Source organism: Chitinophaga sp., from assembly GCF_036566945.1.
GTDB lineage: Bacteria > Bacteroidota > Bacteroidia > Chitinophagales > Chitinophagaceae > Chitinophaga.
The window spans coordinates 1-21,247 of the sequence record NZ_DATCVJ010000130.1 but is presented as its reverse complement, the minus strand read 5'-3'; the positions used below and the strand labels follow the sequence as shown (position 1 = coordinate 21,247).

At 47.0% G+C, this 21,247-nt stretch carries 11 protein-coding genes and 2 pseudogenes; 3 read left to right on the top strand and 10 right to left on the bottom strand.

Features of this window, described 5'->3' with window-relative positions; translation table 11 throughout:
* The 5 genes and pseudogenes from VIP81_RS03785 to VIP81_RS33725 form a co-directional block, all read right to left on the bottom strand.
* Positions 1-409, bottom strand: a 409-nt coding sequence (locus tag VIP81_RS03785; protein ID WP_331957146.1) for a DUF3347 domain-containing protein, incomplete at its 3' end; no start/stop codon positions are given.
* Between the two features lie 52 nt (positions 410-461).
* The gene (locus tag VIP81_RS03780) at positions 462-674 is read right to left on the bottom strand and encodes a heavy-metal-associated domain-containing protein (protein ID WP_331957145.1); all 213 of its coding nucleotides are present in this window, start codon (positions 672-674) and stop codon (positions 462-464) included.
* Positions 675-940: 266 nt separating this feature from the next.
* Entirely contained in the window at positions 941-1,867 is a 927-nt protein-coding gene (locus VIP81_RS03775) for a PorP/SprF family type IX secretion system membrane protein (protein WP_331957144.1), read from the bottom strand.
* An 11-nt stretch (positions 1,868-1,878) separates the two neighbouring features.
* Positions 1,879-3,912 (bottom strand): annotated as a pseudogene (locus VIP81_RS33730) (gliding motility-associated C-terminal domain-containing protein); the annotation flags it as partial.
* Between the two features lie 2,358 nt (positions 3,913-6,270).
* Positions 6,271-9,567, bottom strand: a pseudogene (locus tag VIP81_RS33725) (beta strand repeat-containing protein); the annotation flags it as partial.
* Positions 9,568-10,560: 993 nt separating this feature from the next.
* Here VIP81_RS33725 and VIP81_RS03765 point away from each other — a divergent pair.
* Positions 10,561-12,519 carry a sialate O-acetylesterase gene (locus tag VIP81_RS03765; protein ID WP_331957142.1) on the top strand — a complete coding sequence of 653 codons (1,959 nt, stop codon included), beginning with the start codon at positions 10,561-10,563 and terminating at the stop codon, positions 12,517-12,519.
* A gap of 139 nt (positions 12,520-12,658) precedes the next feature.
* Here the strand turns inward: VIP81_RS03765 and VIP81_RS03760 are convergent, their stop codons facing one another.
* Positions 12,659-13,237, bottom strand: coding sequence for an NAD(P)H-dependent oxidoreductase (locus VIP81_RS03760; RefSeq protein ID WP_331957141.1), 579 nt, complete (start codon positions 13,235-13,237; stop codon positions 12,659-12,661).
* A gap of 69 nt (positions 13,238-13,306) precedes the next feature.
* Between VIP81_RS03760 and VIP81_RS03755 the strand changes: the two genes are divergently transcribed.
* The gene (locus VIP81_RS03755; RefSeq protein ID WP_331957140.1) at positions 13,307-15,535 is read left to right on the top strand and encodes a GH92 family glycosyl hydrolase; all 2,229 of its coding nucleotides are present in this window, start codon (positions 13,307-13,309) and stop codon (positions 15,533-15,535) included.
* A 206-nt stretch (positions 15,536-15,741) separates the two neighbouring features.
* On the top strand, positions 15,742-16,308 hold the full coding sequence (locus VIP81_RS03750) for a hypothetical protein (RefSeq protein ID WP_331957139.1): 567 nt from the start codon (positions 15,742-15,744) through the stop codon (positions 16,306-16,308).
* Between the two features lie 48 nt (positions 16,309-16,356).
* On the opposite strand, the gene VIP81_RS03745 is transcribed toward VIP81_RS03750, so the two are convergent.
* From VIP81_RS03745 to VIP81_RS03730, 4 genes are all read right to left on the bottom strand, one after another.
* Complete coding sequence (locus VIP81_RS03745; protein ID WP_331957138.1) at positions 16,357-17,784, bottom strand: GDSL-type esterase/lipase family protein; 1,428 nt, start codon at positions 17,782-17,784, stop codon at positions 16,357-16,359.
* Positions 17,785-17,874: 90 nt separating this feature from the next.
* A complete protein-coding gene (locus VIP81_RS03740; protein ID WP_331957137.1) occupies positions 17,875-20,049 on the bottom strand; it encodes a c-type cytochrome domain-containing protein in 2,175 nt (724 codons plus the stop codon).
* On the bottom strand, positions 20,049-21,074 hold the full coding sequence (locus VIP81_RS03735) for a 6-bladed beta-propeller (protein WP_331957136.1): 1,026 nt from the start codon (positions 21,072-21,074) through the stop codon (positions 20,049-20,051). The genes VIP81_RS03740 and VIP81_RS03735 overlap by 1 nt, the downstream gene beginning before the upstream one ends.
* A gap of 15 nt (positions 21,075-21,089) precedes the next feature.
* The gene (locus VIP81_RS03730; protein ID WP_331957147.1) at positions 21,090-21,227 is read right to left on the bottom strand and encodes a DUF1501 domain-containing protein; all 138 of its coding nucleotides are present in this window, start codon (positions 21,225-21,227) and stop codon (positions 21,090-21,092) included.
* Positions 21,228-21,247 lie beyond the last annotated feature (20 nt).

The following is a 21,247-nucleotide window of genomic DNA, read 5'->3' as shown; positions in this document are numbered from 1 at the left end:
CTTTTTTCATGGGGCAGTATTCCTGGTATACCGGTTGGGCAGATAGTGGTACCGCTTTGGCCAGTAAATAAAAGTTATCGGAGAAAGATTTAAAATATTCCCGTTGTTTGCCGATATCTTTTGCATCAGCCATGGCTTTGGCATCTGTCAACAGTTTCTCAGACAATGGCATATAGGCGTTATGTGTGGCGGCGGGCATGGATGTCATATCTACGCTGGCGGCAGCCTTTACAAACTCACTGGCTTTGGTGGCTACGGCAGCCGAATTCCCGCTGATCAGCGCATCCTTAATATTGTAATAAAGAGAAAGTAACGGAGAAAGTTGGGTGGATACCGTTTTGTCCTGCGCCATACCCTGCTGAAAGAAGGCCGCTACCAATACAATGCCTGTCAGTAATATCTTTTTCATGTTATTCTGTTTTTACTTTTTGTGAAATTCATCCATGCCGGGTGGAGGTATATTAAGACAGTGCTTCTGCTTTATAACCCACTTTTTCTATGGCCACTCTGATTTCGCTTTTATCTAAATTTTCTTTTGACACGGTTAATACTTTGTCCGGGCTGCTCAGGTCTACTTCCCAATTATCTGATCCGGCCAGGCTATCTAATACAGGTGTTACCGCAGCTATACATCCTGAACATTTAATGTTTGTTTTAAACTGTACTGTTTCCATTGTATGTTTCTTTTTTCGTGAGATGAATATTTATTTGATGTTGTAAAAGTACATACGAAGGAAGCGTGCGCTGTTATACAATTCATGTTTCCTTTTATATAATTATAGCCAGGGAGGAAGCAGGAATATCAGTATATATAAACGTTCAGCGGCTATTTTGTTTAATCGAAATGGTAGTTTTTCCGGATAATTGGAATATATGAGCATAAAAAAACGCGTGTATCAAAGTATGATACACGCGCTGCTGTATTAAAACACGAAAAGTATTATTTAAAAAGATCCAGCCGCACACCGATTTCAAAGCCACCATCTACATAGGTTTTGATACCACCTGTTTGCGTGGTATACATGGCCTGTACTGTTAATGAGTTCCAGATATTAACGCCGATGCCGGCGGTAGCGCTGCCAGAAGTATGATACAGGAGCGTACCATTCAATACATTATCCAGGAAGGCGATATTGACGCCTGCATCCAGGATATTATCATATCCTTTTATGCCGCGATATGCCAGCTTGGGTGTAATGGTAGTGAGGGCGCCATCTGTAAACGTAAACCTATAGGCCGCTGCCGTGTAAAAAATACCACCGCCGTCTACCGCTTTATCGTCGCCGGTAACCAGGCTTCTGATATTCGGGATGCTGCCCTGCAGGGTCCAGTGGGCATCCGTATAGGCCATACCGTATTCGGCTTCGAAATAGTCATCGCGGCGGTTGAATGCACTCACGGAAGGATCATTCACGTCGCCGTTGATCTTCCCATAATCGATCCGCTGCATGTTCAACGCCAGTGAAAGGCCGAAATGCAGCTGTTGTCCCCGATCGCTCAGGGGCAGATGATATGCATAAGAGAACGCTATGCGGGTTCTGTTCAGCAATCCGGCCTTATCGTTGAAAATGTGGAGGCCGGCGCCTACTCTGTAGCCCATGGCAGCATCTGCGGTAAAAAAGGTAGTTACCGGGGCGCCTTCTATGGCGCCCCATTGCCGCCGGTGTGCTGCATTAATATGCACACCGGTATCGATACCGGCCATCGCCGGGTTGGCCAGGTATTGATTAAGAAAATACTGTGTGGCAGAAGGCTCCTGCAACGCAGCAGCATCGCTGAGCGTTTGTGCTGCTGCCCGTTGTACAAAAACAGTCATGAGTAAAATACTGCAAACCAGTAACCGGCGTATATATGTTGAATATTTCATGATCGATTATATTATTTGTCTCTGACAATGGTGATAAATCCTTTGGCTGTTTTAGCCCCGTTCTGAATAGATAGAATATAGTAATAGGTACCTTCCGCCAACGGATTACCATTGAGTGTACCCTGCCAGTCGTTGCTATAGTTCCTGCGCTGATACACCATGCGGCCGGCACGGTCAAATATCTTCAATTCATTATCCGGATAGCTGTCTATGTTCCGGATCACCCATTTATCATTTTTGCCATCACCGTTAGGCGTCAGGATATTGGTCGCATCGACTTTAAAGTCTTCTCTCACATCGATCGTGATCTCGCCGGTACTACTGCATCCATCCGTGTTGGTGACGATAGCACTATAGGTAGTTTTTACCATCGGCCGTACCTGTAATACAGGTGAACGATCACCGCTGATAATGCCGTCCGCATCCGCCCAGCGGTAAGTACTACCACCGGTAGCGGTGATGTTGGCTATGTCTCCTTTGGATATAGCAGTTCCTTTATCGCTGCTGATGTTCACTATCGGCAGACTATGCACCGTGATCGTAAACGTGCGACGCAAAGTATCTACGCCGCCACTGTTGGTACCGCCGTCATCTTTTATGGTAATGGTGATGGTGGCCTTTCCGCCGGTTACACCATTTTTCAGTTTATAGCGGAACACATCATTACTGGTCACCGTCAACTCATCAAACAAATCCGCACTGCTGCTTACATTGTATGTATAGGTTTGTTGTGGATCACCCGCAGAAGCGCCCGTTAATTTAATCGTATATACATCGCCGGTAGCACAGGCATTGGCATTGATGATGGCATCGAGTGTGGGCGCCTTGTTCACAAATGCGATGTTGATCACCACGGCCATCGGAGCAGTGGTATTCAATCCATCGCTGACGGTTACCTGCAGTACCACAGAAGTACCTGCATGGCTGTTGAGCAGTGCCATATCTTTCACCGTAATATTACCATTGGCATCTAACGCAAACGCACCTCCGGAGTTATCTCTGACCAGCGTCCAGTTTTGTATGATGCCAGATGCGTCGGTAGCCGTGAGTTTACCTACCAGCGTACCGGCAGGACTATTTTGTTTTACCACAAACGCCAGTCCCGACGGGATCACCGGCGGAGTTCCATCATAAGTAACCCCGATGCTATTGGAAGCAGTGTTGTCATTACCGCCTATATTTACCGCTACACCAGCAGGCAGGGTTACGTTTACTGCACCATCTGCCGAAGGCGTAATTAATACGGTATATGTAATATGATCTGTCGTTTGCAAATTGCTGGCGGTACCATTGGTCAGGGTCACATCTCCTGCAGTTAATCCACTTACTACCTCACTGAATGTGAGGGTAGCTGTGAAAGGCGCGTTGATACGTCCTGTTACCGTAGCAGATAATACCACCGAAGGATGAGCCGTATTAACGAATATGCCGGCGGTGCTACCCAGGTTTTGGAGCGGCAGCAGCAGATCATTGCCCGCAGCATCTTTTATCACGGCGCCATTCAATGATAGCGTTGGTGTGACCACAATACCATCCATATCCATATCGCCAGCTTTCACGGTATAACTATAATGCAGCACATTACCACCCGTAATACCGGTATAATTTGCATGGACTGATCCCGTACCAACTGTCAGGGTCAGGTAAGATGTTCCACCCGCAGTCACGTTCACGTTTTCACTCAGCTGCAGAGCAAAGTCCAGTTGATCACCCAGTTTATAATACCCATTGGAAGGCAGGGTAACTCCGCTGATAAACGGCGCTGTGCCATCGTAGGTAAGGTTAAGTATATTGGAAGCAGTGTTGTCATTGTTACCAACGTTAACGGCTACACTGGCAGGCACCTGTACTGATACGGCTCCATCGGTGGTAGGTGTTACCAGCACCGTATAGGTAATGTTATTGGTTGTTTGCAAATTGCTGAAAGTAGCATTCGTGCCCGTAATATCTCCTACGGTAAAACCAGTCATCACTTCGCTGAAAGTGATAGTAGCAACAAAGGGTTGATTCGATGGAGACAGGGCCGCTGTTGACAATACCACAGATGGTATCACCGTATTCACAAACACCCTGCTGGTGTTACCAACGTTGTTCAACGCGGGCACCAGGTCATTATCTGACATATCACGGATCGAACCGCTGTTCATGGCTACCGGACCGCCAATAGCAATACCGTCCATATCCTGATCACCGTTCTGCACCGTGTATCTGAACACAAACGCATTGCTGCCGCTACCACTGAAGTAGAGGGCATGTCTGGTAACGCTACCAATCACAACATCTATAGATGGCTGGGAGGTTACCACTACTTTTTCAGAGAAGGTAAGGGTAAAGTCCAGGTGTTGACCTGCTTTGTAATAACCATCTGCGGGCACGCTCACGGAGTTAACTATCGGTCCTTTCGCATCTACCCATACATTACTCAGACTGGCTACATTTTGCAACGTCAGCGCCGCATTGTTACCTACCGCATCCCGTATGGTACCGTTATTTAATACCATCCCTGTTCCGAGTGCTGGTCCTGTCAGATCTTCATCGCCATTTTGGACGGTATAACTGAAAGTAAGATAGTTTACACTGATAGCGGTTAATGTCGCGTTATGAGTACCACTGGCCAATACCAGGGAGATGAATGGCGCGCCGTGGGTGGTATCTGCCACAATGTTTTCATTATAATAAACATTGAAAGAAAGGATTTCATTCTGTTTATATGTTTTATTGGCAGGCACTGTTACGTTCGTAATCTGCGGCGCCTGGTTATCATACGTAAAGCTGAGAACACCGGAGGCGGTATTCCAGTTTTGTCCGGCGTTTTGTGCGGCGCTGTCAGGTACCTGTATGGTTCCGGTGGCACCGGTTGGCGTTACCAGTGCGGTAAACACCTTATTGTTTGTTGTGGTCACATTGCTGACAGTACAGTTGGATAACGCGAATGCCGGAACATTGATTACCGCTTCGCTGAAAGTAGCAGTTACCGTAAATGGCGCATTCACCAGTGGTCCGGCGATGGTAGTTAATACTACTGATGGAATATTGGTGTTGACCAACACACCGGCGGTGCTGCCAATGTTATTCAGTGTTAATACTGCGTCATTACCGGCAGCATCCTGGATCGTACCACTATTGAGTGTCAGCGCTCCTACTGTAATACCATCCATATCCATGTCTCCGTTTTGCACGGTATAGCTGAAAGTAAGATAGTTGGCACCGATAGCCGTTAACGACGCGTTATGGACGCCACTGGCCAATACCAGGGAGATGAATGGCGCACCGTGTGTGGTATCTGCCACGATGTTTTCATTATAATAAACGTTGAAAGAAAGGACTTCATTCTTTCTATATGTTTTATTGGCAGGTACGGTGACGTTGGTTATCTGTGGCGCCTGGTTATCAAATGTAAAGCTGAGAACTCCGGAGGCGGTATTCCAGTTTTGTCCGGCGTTTTGTGTGGTGCTGTCAGGTACCTGTATGGTTCCGTTGGCGCCGGTTGGCGTTACCAGTGCGGTAAACACTTTGTTATCTGTTGTGGTTACATTGCTGACGGTACAATTGGATAACGCGAATGCAGGCACATTGATCACTGCTTCGCTGAAAGTAGCGGTTACCGTAAATGGTGCATTCACCAAAGGGCCAGCAGTGGTAGTTAATATCACTGATGGAATATTGGTGTTGACAAATACACCAGCGGTGCTGGCAACGCTATTCAATGTTAATACGGCGTCATTACCGGCAGCATCCCGGATCGTACCGCTATTGAGCGTCAGCGCACCTACCGTAATACCATCCATATCCATGTCTCCATTTTGTATGGTATAACTGAAAGTCAGATGAGTCGTAGCATTACCGCTGGCATAGGCAGCTTTTCGAACAGTACTGCCAATCGTTACATCGATAGCCGGTGTACCTGTGACGATGGCGTTTTCTGAAAAGTTAACAGTAAAGTTCAGCTGATCGCCGGTGTGGTAATAGCTGTTGGCTGGCACTGCTACGGAGGTCACTACCGGTGCTTTCGCGTCTACCCATACATTGTTTAGGCTGGATACATTTTGCAATGTCAATGCAGCATCATTACCTACCGCATCCCGGATAGTGGCGCTATTTAATACCATGACCGTTCCGAGTGCAGGTCCTGTCAGATCTTCATCACCGTTTTGCACGGTATAACTGAAAGTAAGATAGTTGGCGCCGATGGCGGTCAATGGAGCATTGTGAGCGCCACTGGCTAATATCAGGGAGAGGAATGGCACACCGTGTGTGGTATCTGCCACAATGTTTTCATTATAATAAACATTGAAAGAAAGGACTTCATTCTGTTTATATGTTTTATTCGCAGGCACTGTTACATTCGTAATCTGTGGCGCCTGATTATCGTAGGTAAAGCTGATAATACCGGAGGCGGTATTCCAGTTTTGTCCCGCGTTTTGTGTGGTGCTGTCAGGTATCTGTATCGTTCCGTTGGTACCGGTAGGCGTTACCAGTGCGGTAAACACTTTGTTGTCTGTTGTGCTCACATTGCTGACAGTACAATTGGACAACGCGAATGCAGGAACACTTGTTACCGCTTCGCTGAAAGTAGCGGTCACGGTAAATGGTGCATTCACCAATGGGCCAGCGGCGGTCGTTAATACTACGGATGGAATATTGGTGTTGACCAACACACCGGCGGTGCTGCCAACGCTATTCAATGTTGATACCGCGTCATTACCGGCAGCATCCTGGATTGTACCGCTATTGAGCGTCATAGCGCCCAACGCAATACCATCCATATCCATGTCTCCATTCTGTACGGTATAACTGAAAGTTAGATGAGCCGAACCACTGCCACTGGTATAAACAGCTTTTCGAACAACACTGCCAATCGTTACATCGATAGATGGTGTACCTGTGATGACGGCGTTTTCTGAAAAGTTAACGGTGAAGTTCAGCGGATCACCGGTATGATAATATTTGTTGGCTGGCACCGCAACGGAAGTCACTACCGGTGCTTTCGCATCTACCAGTACACTTTGCAGACTGGCCACATTTATTAGTATCAATCCCGCATCATTACCTACGGCATCACGGATAGTGCCGTTATTTAATACCATAGCCGTTCCGAGTGAAGGTCCTGTCAGATCTTCATCACCGTTTTGCACGGTATAACTGAAAGTAAGATAGTTGGCGCCGATGGCGGTCAATGGCGTATTGTGGCTGCCACTGGCCAATACCAGGGAGATGAATGGTACACCGTGGGTGGTATCTGCCACAATGTTTTCATTATAATAAACGTTGAAAGAAAGGACTTCATGCTCTCTATATGTTTTATTGGCAGGTACGGTGACGCTGGTTATCTGTGGCGCCTGGTTATCATAAGTAAAGCTGAGGACACCGGAGGCGGTGTTCCAGTTAAGTCCTGCGTTTTGTGCCGTGTGGGCAACCACCTGTATCGTTCCGCTTGTTCCGCTTGGGCCGGATGGCGTTACCAGCCCGGTAAACACCTGGTTGTCTGCTGTGGCTATATTGCTGACAGTACAGTTGGATAGCGCGAGTGCAGGATAATTGATCACCGGTTCGCTGAAGGTAGCGGTTATTGTAAATGGTGCATTCACCAATGGGCCAGCGGTAGTAGTTAATACCACTGAAGGAATGTTGGTGTTGACCAACACACCGGCGGTGCTGCCAACGCTATTCAATGTTAATACCGCGTCATTACCGGCAGCGTCCCGGATCATACCACTATTGAGTGTTATAGCACCCAGCGCAATACCGTCCATATCCATCTCTCCGTTCTGTACGGAATAGCTGAACAGCAACTGATTGCTACCACTGCCACTGGTATAAAAAGCTTTTTGAACAGTACTACCAATCGTTACATTGATAAATGGTATACCTCCGGTAGTTGTGACTACGGTGCTTTCAGAAAAGTTAACGGCAAAGTTCAGCTGATCGCCGGTATGATAATAACCGTTGGCTGGCACCGCAACGGAAGTCACGACAGGAGCATTCGCATCTACCAGTACGTTTTGCAAACTGGCGACATTTTGCAGCGTCATTACAGCATTATTGCCCGCAGCATCCCGGATAGTGCTGCCATTTAAATTCATCGTTACCCCAAGTGAAGGCCCGGTCAGATCTTCATCCCCATTTTGCACGGTGTAACTGAAAGTAAGATAGTTTGTACCGATGACGGTCAATGGCGCGTTGTGGGTACCACTGGCCAATACCAGGTTGATAAACGGCACGCCATTCCTGGTATCTGCCACTATATTTTCACTATAATTAACGGTGAAGGAAAGGACTTCATTTGCGCTATATGTTTTAGCAGCAGGTACTGTTACGCTCGTAATGGCAGGACTGGTAACATCGTAGGTAAAGTAAAGCACATTGGAAGCCGTATTACCATTACCACCAATATTGATGGCTGAATTGGCAGGAACGCTCAGGCTCGCCGACCCAGCTGCTGGCGTTAACAGTACCGTATATGTAATATTATCTGAAGTAGTCAGGTTACTCGCGGTAGCATTTATACTGATGAGATCCGCTATGGTCAACCCTGTCACCGGTTCACTGAAAGTAATGGTAGCCGTAAACGGATGATTCAAAGGAGACGTTTCCGTGGTAGATATTGTTACCGTGGGCACCGCTGTATTGACGAATACACCAGTGGTGCTGCCCACTCCATTCAATACAGGAATCAAAGCATTGCCGGCAAGATCCTTTACTGTGCTACCATTCAGGGAAAGAGGACTTACTACTGTAATGCCATCCATATCCATATCTCCCGCCTGTACGGTATAGCTGAAAATAAACCCATTACCGTTGTAACCCGAGTGCACTGCCTGTTTGGTGATGCCACCAACAACAATATCCAGCGTAGGTCTGCCATTTGACATATTCAGAGCCCATGGTTCATTGAAGCGAACGTCAAAGTTCAGGACGTCACCAGCTTTATAATAGCCATTAGCCGGCACAGTTACAGCTGTCACTACTAGCGGATTAGCATCTACCACTACACTTCCCGTAGGTCCTATATTAGACAAAGCATTATCAGCGTCGTTACCTGCGGCATCCCGGATAGTAGCCCCATTTAGTACCAGATTAGGAGCCAGTGCGAGCCCTGTCTGATCCTCTTCGCCGGGTACTACCTGGTGAGTGAAGGTGATCGTGTTAGCCCCCTGGCTTGCAAAGGTGAGTATTTGCGGGCCGCTGTCTAATAGCAGCGTGAGGTAGGGCACACCGCCCGTCGTATTCAGAATGATGTTGTCATCATAGTTAACGGTAAACGAAAGCACATCTCCGGCTTTATATCTTCCACCGGCAGGTACCGTCACGGAGCTGATGACCGGTTTTGCAATATCATAGGTAAAACTAAAAACATTGGAAGCGGTGCCACCATTATTTGCCAGGTCGATACTTCCATTAGCAGGCACCTGTATGCTTCCCGATGCATTGACAGGCGCTACATCTACGGTAAAGACTTTGTTATCCGCTGTTTGTATATTACCCACCGTACAACCAGACGCTGTCACTATGGGAGTACCCCTCACTTCTTCGCTGAAAGTAATCGTAGCCGTAAAGGGCTGATTCACCGTGGTCGAAGCAGCTGAGATCACTGCAGTTGGCGGAACTCCGTCCACCTTAACGTCATTGCTCGCGCTAACATTGTTCAGTTGCGGATTGAGGGGATTTCCCGCTGCATCGGCTATCACAGTCCCATTCATATCTAACTGCGCTCCTACTGTAATACCATCTGCATCCAGATCATCGCTCTGCACGGTGTAACTGAATCTCATGAAACCCGAGGTGCCGTTAAATACCTCTAATGGAACCTTTCTCGTGTTATTGCCAATCACCAGGTTTAGCAATGGTCCAAACCCGGCAACCATCCTAAGATCAGCTTCAAACAACACGGTAAAAGTAAGCTGGCTGCCGTTATTATACGTGCCAGGGGCAGGTACCCAAACGCCATTAATAAGCGGTGGAATGCCGTCGACCTTTACGTTTGTCATAACGCCTGGATCAGGTATTATCGCTGTCACCGCGCCTCCGGCATCATCCGTGATGGACAGGCTGTTTTGAATGGCCGTTGTAAAAAGACTGATCCCATCATTATCAACATCTCCATTCTTTACAGTATAAATAAAAGTCAGCGTTGGGGTTCCACTTCCAGTGAGGTATAACGCTTCCACTCTTTGTGTGCCTATCATCAAACTAATGGATGGGCGACCAAGCGACACATCTACATTCACAAAATCAGTAAAGTTTACGCTAATACCAAAGCCTGTACCAGCCCTATAAACACTATTGGGTGGCGGGGTTATATTAGTAATGAAGACCGGCGCCCGGTTACCAACGGCAACGCCTATACTGCGATGAGTTAATGGACTGGCTTTGGTGCCATAAATATTCAACAACAATAGCAATAGCAGGTATACTTTTATATACTTCATGGTAAAGGGGGATTCTGTCTCTAAATACTAAGGCATAAGGCAATGTCGCATTGCACGGGGCCGCAAGTTAATGCTAATAAAATATATAGTATATATTTTAATTTTTATACTTTATAGAAATATATTTATCATTTTCATTTCCCAGATATTGCTTACCACTCGGCTACAAAAGTTGTAAAATAAAAAATGTCTTCCTTACATTTATAACCGCATAGCGATTCCATGTGATGTCCCGGTAAAATTTATTCAGACAATACCACTATTATGAAAAAAACAGTTTTATTACTGGCGGCCACCATGCTGAGTTCCATGGGCTTCGCCACCGTGCGTTTACCCAACATCTTCGGGGATAACATGATCCTGCAGCGCGACAAACCCATTCCGGTATGGGGCTGGGCAGATAAGAATGAAAAGGTGACTATTCAGTTTAATCAGCAAACAAAGACCGTCAAAGCAGATAAAAACGGTCAGTGGAAAGTATTCCTGCACCCTGAAAAAGCAGGAGGCCCTTATACCTTATCTGTGAAAGGCCAAAATGCCATTGCCCTGCATGATATCCTCATGGGAGATGTATGGATTTGCAGCGGACAATCAAACATGGAATTCCATGTAAAAGATGTACTCAACGCCGATAAAGAAAAAGCCGCTTCTGCCAACCCTAACATCCGGCATTTTTATCTACCGAAAGACATCTCCACCACCCCTAAAGCCGATATTAAACAAAGCGCCTGGCTACCTGCCAGTCCCGAAAACACCGGTGAATTCACCGCAGTAGGCTATTTCTTTGCCCGCACTTTGAACGAACAATTAAATGTTCCTATTGGCTTAATACATACTTCCTGGGGCGGTACCATCGTGGAAACATGGATCAGCCGTGAAGGACTGGCCGGCAGCGAAACATTCAGTGAGCTGATGAAAAATACGCCTACCCTAAACGTAGATTCTTTTGCACTCGTCAATAAAAAAAAGGCCGCAAAAACCATTGAAGCCATTCAGGGTAGTTTGCCAGATGCCGCTACTGCGGCCACCTGGTCATTAGAAAATACCGCCGACCAGTCCTGGCAGAAAATGAAAGTGCCCGGCGCATGGGAAGGACAACAGCTGCCCGATTTTGATGGAGAAGTATGGTTCCGCCACCACTTTAATGTGGATGCCGCAGATGCCGGCAAACCAGCAGAATTAAGTCTGGGGCCTATTGACGACAACGACGTTACTTACATCAATGGCACTCGTGTAGGCAGTACCAATTTATATAGCGCAGATCGTGTATATCAAATACCGGCAGGTGTATTAAAAGCAGGCAATAATGTGATTGCCGTAAAGATCCAGGATACCGGCGGTGGCGGCGGATTTACCGGCGAATCATCCGATGTGTTTGTAAACATAGCCGGCCACAAACAGCCACTGGACGGCAACTGGGCCTTCCGCATTGCTTCGGTGATCGCTCCTGATAATAATGTTGGTCCCAACAGCTATCCTTCTCTGCTGTATAATGCCATGATCAATCCCATCTTACCTTTTGCTATCAAAGGAGCCATCTGGTACCAGGGCGAAAGTAATGCGGATCGCGCCTACCAGTACAGAAAAGCATTTCCGCTGCTGATCAGCGACTGGCGCAGACTATGGAACCAGGGCGAATTTCCGTTTTACTTTGTACAACTGGCCAGCTTCAATTCCGCCAATGGCAACAGTCAAAACGGTAGCAAATGGGCAGAACTGAGAGAAGCACAAACACTTTCCCTCAACGTACCTAATACAGGCATGGCCGTTATTACCGATATAGGCGAGTCAAAAGATATTCATCCAAGAAATAAACAGGATGTAGGGAAAAGATTAGCCGCCGTAGCACTCCATAATACCTACGGTCAAAATAATGTATTCAGCGGTCCGGTATACCAGTCCATGCAAACAAACGGTAACAAAATTACCCTCAGCTTTACCAGCACCGGCAGCGGCTTAACGGTGAAAGACAAATACGGCTACATCAGAGGATTTGAAATTGCCGGCGCCGATCAGCGATTCCATTATGCCAAAGCGTATGTGGATGGCGATAAGGTAGTGGTATACACAGAGGAAGTAAACAGCCCTGTAGCAGTACGTTACGGCTGGGCAGATGATAACCTGGAAGATAACCTCTTTAATAAAGAAGGCTTTCCCGCAGCACCTTTCCGCACAGATAACTGGAAGAGTGTGACAGAAGACAGGAAATACAGCGTACGGTAATTTTTTCGGGAGATAGCAAACGCCGTGTACGATCAGTGAAAACGAGTCAGGCACGATAACCCGAAAGGCTACACGCCATCTATAAAACAAGCGAAGGGCTTTGCAGAATCAACTGCAAAGCCCTTCGCTTGTTTATCCCTTAAAACAACGATGGCGCCGGCAGTACCACCACCTCCTCACCTGCCGCCACCGCAGCCAGCGATTGTACCAGTTTTCGTACCTGCGTCAACGTTCCTTCATCCGTAATCAATCCCTGCGCACTTACTTTCGTCTTCACTCCCGGAATCACCAGCTGCGCATGCTCTCCTATTTTTGATTCAATGATCAGCAAGGTTCCTAACAACGACTGATGCGCTTTATGCCCGGAAGTACCCGCCGTTATCAATGCCACCGGCTTTCTGGAAAAGTGCATGGAAGACACGGTCCAGTCGATCGCATTTTTTAAGGTACCCGGCACTCCGATCGCATATTCCGGTGTACAGATCAGCACAGCATCTGCCTGCGCCAGCTGCTTTCGGAAATCCTGCACCACCGCTGGTGCACTATCCGGCTCCATATCCAGATCCGGATTGAAATGCGGAAGATCCGTTAACCCTTCATACACCTGCACATTAAATATATCCTGACTCAGATCGGTGATCGCCTTGATCAGATGGTGATTGGAAGAAGATTGCCGCGTACTGCCACAAATAGCCAATACATTTATTTTGTTACTCATAATAGTTTATTATTTTTATTGGTGCTGCTCCGGTGTCGCAAAACCGGTTTCAAAGATAAATCAATCCACATGAAAGAAAGAACGGTACTGCCATCATTAATGTTATTATTGGTTTGTCATTTGGCCACCCACGCACAAACCAAAAACTTACTTCCTTACGTAAACACCCTGACCGGCACCGCTAACAGCACCACCGTTACCGCACAAAAACACGGCGCAGGCACCGAACAACTGGCCAATACCATCCCCGCTGTAGGCATGCCTTTCGGTATGACGCAGTGGACGCCTCAAACCCGGATCACCGAACAAAAATGTGTAGCCCCCTATTATTACAAAGACACACTTTTCAGCGGCTTCCGTGGCAGCCACTGGCTCAGTGGTTCCTGTACACAGGACTACGGCAGCTTTACCATTATGCCCGTCTGCGGAACGCTAAAAACGACACCTAACGATTACGCCAGTACGTATTCTCATCAGTCGGTCATAGCCTCCCCTTCCTACTACGCTCTTACACTGGATAAATACAATGTAAAGGCGGAAGTTTCCGCTACTGCGCGTTGCAGCATGATGCAATTCAGTTTCACCCGCGACGAGGATTGCTACATCATCGTACGCCCTAACAGCGACCGCGGTAAAGGTGCTGTTTATATAGATCCCGCCAACAACGAAATTTCCGGCTACAATCCTGCGTACCGCATTTACCAGGGACAGGGACAACCCGCCGGATTCAGCGGCTACTTTGTAGTACGCTTTGAAGAAAGTTTCCAGGACCCAAAAGTATTCCGTGAATCCGGGATCTTGTCGGCAGACAGTATCAAAGATCAAGCTAACATAGGCGGCGCCGTAAAGTTTAAAGTTCACAAAGGCAGCATCCTTAAAATTCGTATAGGCACCTCGTTTACCAGCATTGCCGCCGCCAGGGAAAATTTATCTGCAGAAATTAATCACTGGGATTTTAACGCACTGGTAAAAGCAGGCAACGACGTATGGAACAAAGCACTGAATAAAATAGTAGTGGAAGGGCCGGTGGAAAAAAACAAACGTATCTTCTACACCGCGCTGTATCATACCATGCAGCATCCCCGGCTTTTCAACGATGTAAAAGGTACCTACCCCGCCTTTTCACAATCTTACCAGGTAAAACAACTGGCCACCGGCAATTACTACGATGACTTTTCTATGTGGGATATTTACCGGGCACAGCTACCCCTATACGAAATACTGGAACCTGCGCTGGTCAACGATTTTGTACGTTCACTCCTGTTAAAAGGACAACAAGGCGGCTGGCTGCCGATTTTCCCCTGCTGGAACAATTACACCGCAGCCATGATCGGTGATCATGCCATTCCATTCATTGCTTCTGCCTACAACAAAGGTATACGTGATTACGATGTGGAAGAAGCCTACCGGCTCATGCGGCAGAACGCTTTTGACACCGCAGCTGCCGCCGACTACAAACAAGGCAAAGGACGCAGGGCCTTGACTTCTTATCTGCAGTATGGCTATGTACCACTGGAAGACAATGTGCCCTTTGCTTTCCATAGCAAAGAACAGGTATCCCGTACACTGGAATATGCTTTTGATGATGCTGCCCTGTCTACCATGGCTGCCGCATTACATAAAAAAGCCGACGAGCAGCTGCTGCGTAAAAGAGCCAAAAACTATACACATGTATTTGATCCGCACATCGGCTATGTAAACGGCCGCTATGCTTCCGGCAAATGGTATGAACATCCAGACGCTGATAAAAAAGCATTTTTCATTACAGAAGGTACACCCAGACAATACGGTTTCTATGTACCACACGATATCCCCGGACTCATCACACTAATGGGCGGCCGTCAAAAATTTGAGCAGGCGCTGGATAGCATTTTTGAAAAGAAAGAATACTGGCATGGCAACGAGCCTGGCCAGCAAATTCCATTTCTCTATAGCTACATCGGAAAACCTGCTCTTATGCAACGGCGTATAGATGAAATCCTTGCAGATGAATATGATGATGGTCCCGGCGGATTATGCGGAAATGACGACGCCGGGCAAATCAGCGCCTGGTATGTATTTGCCGCGATGGGATTTTACCCGGTGAATCCGGTGGCGCCGGAATACACGCTCGTTAAACCACTGTTTGACCGCGTTACTATTCAAACAGGACCGGCTACTACTGCTACTTTCCAGGTTCGTGCAGGGGCAACGTTTATTGGTAGCGTGAAGAGAAATGGGAAAAAATATAGTGCTGCTACCTTGTTGCACAAAGACCTGATAGACGGTGGGATATTTGAAATAGAGGCGTTAAAATAATGTCAAAATGAAAAAGTATATCAAAAGGAGGAACTGTTTTAATTAAATTTGCAGGATAAACGCGGTATGTTATTAATGTGACTCACATTCTCATGGTGACATAGCCAGCAAAGACACCAGAACAAATAAACGGCAAATGCAGTATTGTAGCTAATAAAACGGTCCTTGTACCTGTTGCATTTGTCATGGCATAAAACAACAATATCATGAAAAAACGGAAACTTATCACCGGAATGGTGGTATTGCTGATGGGCATCAGCATGGCTCTGAGCGCGCAAAAAAAGATAACAGGTATCTATCGTACGATGAATGACTACCTCGACAATCAGCTGGCCTATCCTGCAGACAGCAGTCATACACCGGCTATTAAGCTTTACACATTGGCCCCCAAAAGCTATGTCACCCTGCAGTATAAGGGAGAACACCTACACCTGAACAAAAATGAAATTTTTGCCTATCGTCTCACCAATGGGGAAGTATACAGAATAATAGGCAACCACAGTTACCAGGTACTTAACAATAATGCGCGGTTGTTATTATACAAAAGAAAAATACCTGCTTCTCCCAAAGAAGGCCCGGAAGATCAGTTTAAATATTATTTCTCACCCGGAAATGGCAACCTGCAGGCACTCACCGCCTGGAATGTAAAGCAGGCATTTGCAGATCATGCTACATTGCCGGATCAGATAGATGCGCTATTTAAAAGAGATGCGGAGCTGTTGACCTATGACAGTTTTCATAAGATGTATAAACTGGAATGGCTGCTGAAATAAAATATAAAAGAGAAAGGAGCGAATTAGTTCGCTCCTTTCTCTTTTATATTACCGATGTAATGCTTTCAAAATAAAATCCACTATAGGTGTGGGGTCCGGGAAACTATGCGGATGATGCGCAAAACCCGGTTTATGCATCACCGTTATATCGCCGCCGGCTGCACGAATTTTTTCTTCAAACGGCAACGTATTTTCTGCCGGAGGTACATCCAGATCTGCATCTGCCAGTACATGCAGCATGGGATATTTTCCTTTTACAATCTCCTTTACTTTATACAACGGACTTCCTTTAAATGCCAATGCCGCCTGATCAGTGGGCAGGTTGAAATCCTTTTTAAATGTCTCCCATTCATTACGGTTCGCCAGTTGTTTTTTAAACTGACTTCCGGGCCAGCTCACCAGGTCTATCACGGGATTGTCTACATACACGGCGGCTACCTTATCCGGATTCACGGCGGCCCAGTTATATACATATACCGCGCCCCGGCTCATCCCTTCCATGACGGCTTTGGGCGCCAGTCCATTTTTGTGCAGCAGGGCGTAAAAATCATTCCATACCTGAATCGCTTCTTTATTACCGAACAACTCTGCTACATCACAATACACCACATGAAAACCTCTTTCCAGCAAAGCAATATCGGTTTGTGGCTCATGGCCCCAAAAGCGCGCACGCCAGATCCAGGGACGACCGGTTACCTCCCGCGCAGGCGCTACTACTTTACAGGCATGCCCCTTAAAATTAAAATCAGCACAATGATACCCATAAAATGAACTGACGGACCTCCCGGCAGGCATAGCATTGATCATTCCCAAAGAAGGTCCTATTTGAGTAGATACCACTTCATACAGCGTTTTCGCCATCATAGTAGTCCCTTCCAGCTCCGGATGAATGCCGTCCGGTAACAAGGCTGGCTTTCCGATAAACAAGGCGTTAAGATTCACCACCTCCAGGTATTCGTCGAAGGCGACCTGTCTTACTTTAGGTAAAATCCTGTCCTTAATGACCGGATCCCAGATCTGGGTGGTATCAGGTACAAATGATACGATTGGTAACAGCAGCAGGATGCGGGGATGCTTAGGTAAGGATTCGAATGCATGGATCATTTCCTTATAATCCTTTTCATATTCGTCGAGATGCACCCGGTTCACCAGCTTACTATCATTGCCTCCCAGATCAATCAGCACAATATCCGGCTCGCTGGCCAATGCATCTTTATATTGTTGGGTATTCCAGTAAGGATGGTCTCCTTTCTTCAGCATGGTAGTGCTGCTTACGCCGTAGTTGGTTACCTGGTAGCCTGCGCCCAGCAGTTGCCCCAGTTGGGCAGGATAGGATTGTGTTTCCGGATGTGCGAGTCTCGCACCGGCACAGATGCTTGCACCGAGACAAGCAATTTTAACGGGTTTTCCAGGAATGGCAAAAATGGACATGCCATGCAACAGCATGAGCAGGAGAATAAAATACCGGGATGTCATATCTATGAGTTATACGTGGAATAATGCGGTGGTAAGATAATAAATTATTCCACGTATAACCCTTATAGTTGTTCCTGTGAATGATAACAGCTAATTAAACAGTACCTCATCTGCAAACACCCATCCAGGCGATCCTTTTCCAGGATGCCATAGCGGTAGTTTCTGCACCGGCGTTAGTACTACTTTCACACATGACAAGGTAGTCACCGGGAAAGCGCATTCCATATTCATAGCCGCTGCGGGATCATCTTTTTTCCCTTCAGCAGGCAGGAGGCGTTTCAATAATTTCAGGTGCTGTGCATCTGCGCCACCCCATATTTCTACTTTGGCAGGTGGGAATATATACCCGTTAATATTTCGTAAGATGCCTACCGAGACATTTTGCAGGGGAACAGCTTTTTTAAATAGCAACAACGCTTCCAGCGCCGTACCATTATAGCCCAGCCACTTGCCGTTGCCCTGATCCAGCCCACCTTTCTGCCAGTCCATCAGTGTTTTGGCCCCACTACCGGCATAGGTGCCGTTGGGCTGCGTGAGCAACACCACACTGTCAGGCGTATACGAAGATCTGTAAAAACTATATTGTACCGGATCACTGGCGTACCAGCCGGGCTTGCAGGCAATGGCACGAATGGTAGTACTGCCTTCCAGTAACAAACTATCTTTAAACACAGGAGAGTTAGCACTATCCGGCGCTGAGCCATCAGTGGTATAACGTATCTCCACGCCCCTGATAGGATGTTTCAGCAACAGCTCCATCCGGTTGTTGAAGATCATGGCGGTATTCAGCAACTGCGGCTGATTCAGCTTCAGTGGTTGTTTACCATCATCCATAAATCCTTTGATCACGGCTATTTGTTTGAAAGATGCCTGCACCTGTTGCAGGTCTGCCGCAGATAGCGCGGTGTTCCATACATACAGCTCCTTTAAGGCAGGCGCTTTCTTCAATGCCTGCAGCTGCGCCAGCGTAATGGGGGTACCTGACAGAGAAAGACTTTCCAGGTGCGGTAATCCAGCCAACGCCGCCAGCGTTTGTCCCTTAAGGTTAGTAAAACTCAGGTTCAGCACCCGCAACTGTTCAAATTGCGCAATTGTTTTGAGATCGGCGTCCTGCACCGGCATTTTTTGCAGGTGCATTTCAATGATCTGTTTTTTCAATGGCAACAACTCTTCGATCGCTTTGCTGTTGAACTGATCTTTATTATAACAGTTCACAATCAACGGCGCCGCATGCAGCGCTATCGGGTATACCACTCGGTAGTTGTTATTCAGTTTTTGCACCAGCTTTTCATCCGCTGCAGAAAAATCGTACACGGGTTCTGCTTTCGCTGCCGGTTGCAATAGGGCTGCCGCCAGCAGGCGCAGACTATCATGCACCGGCAATGCCGCTACTTTTGTTTTAAAGTCGGCCCCCGCCTTTACCCAGTAATACAACAATTCAATTTCTTCCGGTGTCAGCTGAGGCTTTCCCGCTGGCGGCATATGCTTTTTGGCGTCTAATGGCATATGCAGTCTTTCCAGCAGCAAACTTACTTCCGGTTTGCCTGCTACAAACAGTTTCCCGCTCTTCCCCCCTTTCAGGAGTTGTTGGGGAAGGTCCATGGCCAGTTCACCTTTTGCTTTACCTGCGTTATGACAGTTCATACATTTTTCTTCCAGTATGGGTTTTACCAGGTGCTCATATACCAATGCCTGATCAAATGGCACCTGCGCACCTTTTCCGGCGGGTGTTACCGGCGCGAGCACGAAGTTCTCACCATGGGTAATATCGGCGCCAAAATGGCCTGTAACGACCAATAACAGCATCGTAATCACTACGCCACCTTTCTGCAGCATCGGACGGGGTACCGCCGACTGCCCCAGCCAGTATAAAGCGGAGGCCAGCCAGAACATACTCACCCCACTCCACTTATGCCATTGCAATATGCCACTGCCATTGTAGCCTTCTTCTTTGGAAAGAAACAGGCCCATGATAACGGTAACGGCTGCACTGAGTGCACCGGCAAGTAATAAGACCGCTGTGAGCTGCTGCTTCCATGATTCCGCCGCCGGCTCACGTAAACGAATAAACGTTAATACGCCGGCAATGATGATCAATACAATAGGAAAATGCAGCAACAAAGGATGCATACGTCCCAATACCTGCAGCCACGGCGGTAATACCACCAGGTTGTTAAAGATCAGTAAAAAAAGAATGAAAATATTTGCGGCAAACAGTACACTACTGCCCGCAGACTGCCACCTAAAGCGCTGTTTCAAGATCATTATACCCTCCTGAGTTTATAAGGATAAACTTTTCCGGCACTCCACTGCGCTACGTATAAATTTTCGTCATTGTCTACACACACATCATGCGGATGTACAAATATTTTTTCTGCCTGCTGCATAGGCTGCAGCTGACCATTGGTATATACCGGTGCAGTACCGCCAATATTGGAAACTACTTTATTATCCTTATCCAACACGGTTACAAAGCCACTGCCACTTACATCCATATTGGGAGAACGTAATACGGCAGCATACAAATGATCTCCTTTTATAACTGCACGGCAAACACAGGCACCTGGCAGGGAAATCACTTCCATTAATTTTCCGTCCATGCTGAAACGTTTAAAACAATTGCGCGTTCTATCCGTAACAATCAGCGTGGGTGTAGCCGAACGATGATCCACGCAAATACCGTGGGCATTGTCCAGATGCTCATCTCCAGTACCTCTTCCTCCCCAGTAACCTAACAGCTTTCCGCTGCGGTCATATCGCATCACATACTGCGCACCATAGCCATCTGCAATATAGAAATCGCCGTTGGCAGCTACCGTGGTTTCTGTAGGCACAAACTCTTCTTTCTTCTTATACACGCCTGTTTCTGCCGGATAATCAATCGTCATCAGGATCTTACCATCCATCGTGGTTTTATACACCTGGTGTCTTTCTGTATCGGTAATAAATAAAAACTCAGTACCGTTCTCATTGCTGAGCGTTAAACCATGTGCACCGGGGAATTCATGACCCCAGTTTTCCAGCAATTTGCCGGATTTATTGTAGATGAGAATATTGTTTTTCGTTTCATTGGTCAGCAACAGGATACGTCCTTTTTTGTCCTGCACCATTTCATGGCAATCCTTTACCGGATACCGGCTGCTATCCAGGGTTCCCCATTTGGTATCCAGCGCATAGCGCATGTTGTTGTGGCCATATACCGGTCCTTTAGGCTTTGCAAAAAGATCACGTGAAATATAAAAGGAGGCGGTTACTAACGCCGACGTCTGTATGAATTTTCTTCTTTCCATATTAGATTTATTTTATCAGGCCATCAATCCCGGTATAACTTTACCGGCAACATCTGTTAGCCGGTAACGGCGACCCTGGTGTTTAAAAGTTAATTTTTCGTGATCCAGCCCCATGAGGTGTAAAACGGTGGCATGGAAATCATGCACATGCACCGGATCTTTGATAATGTTGT

Bases quoted from the DNA above. Each gene is read 5' to 3' on its own strand.
- VIP81_RS03765 (WP_331957142.1), top strand. From the start codon at position 10,561: ATGAAAAAAACAGTTTTATTACTGGCGGCCACCATGCTGAGTTCCATG.
- VIP81_RS03760 (WP_331957141.1), bottom strand. From the start codon at position 13,237: ATGAGTAACAAAATAAATGTATTGGCTATTTGTGGCAGTACGCGGCAA.
- VIP81_RS03750 (WP_331957139.1), top strand. From the start codon at position 15,742: ATGAAAAAACGGAAACTTATCACCGGAATGGTGGTATTGCTGATGGGC.
- VIP81_RS03735 (WP_331957136.1), bottom strand. From the start codon at position 21,074: ATGGAAAGAAGAAAATTCATACAGACGTCGGCGTTAGTAACCGCCTCC.
- VIP81_RS03740 (WP_331957137.1), bottom strand. From the start codon at position 20,049: ATGATCTTGAAACAGCGCTTTAGGTGGCAGTCTGCGGGCAGTAGTGTA.
- VIP81_RS03745 (WP_331957138.1), bottom strand. From the start codon at position 17,784: ATGACATCCCGGTATTTTATTCTCCTGCTCATGCTGTTGCATGGCATG.
- VIP81_RS03775 (WP_331957144.1), bottom strand. From the start codon at position 1,867: ATGAAATATTCAACATATATACGCCGGTTACTGGTTTGCAGTATTTTA.
- VIP81_RS03755 (WP_331957140.1), top strand. From the start codon at position 13,307: ATGAAAGAAAGAACGGTACTGCCATCATTAATGTTATTATTGGTTTGT.
- VIP81_RS03780 (WP_331957145.1), bottom strand. From the start codon at position 674: ATGGAAACAGTACAGTTTAAAACAAACATTAAATGTTCAGGATGTATA.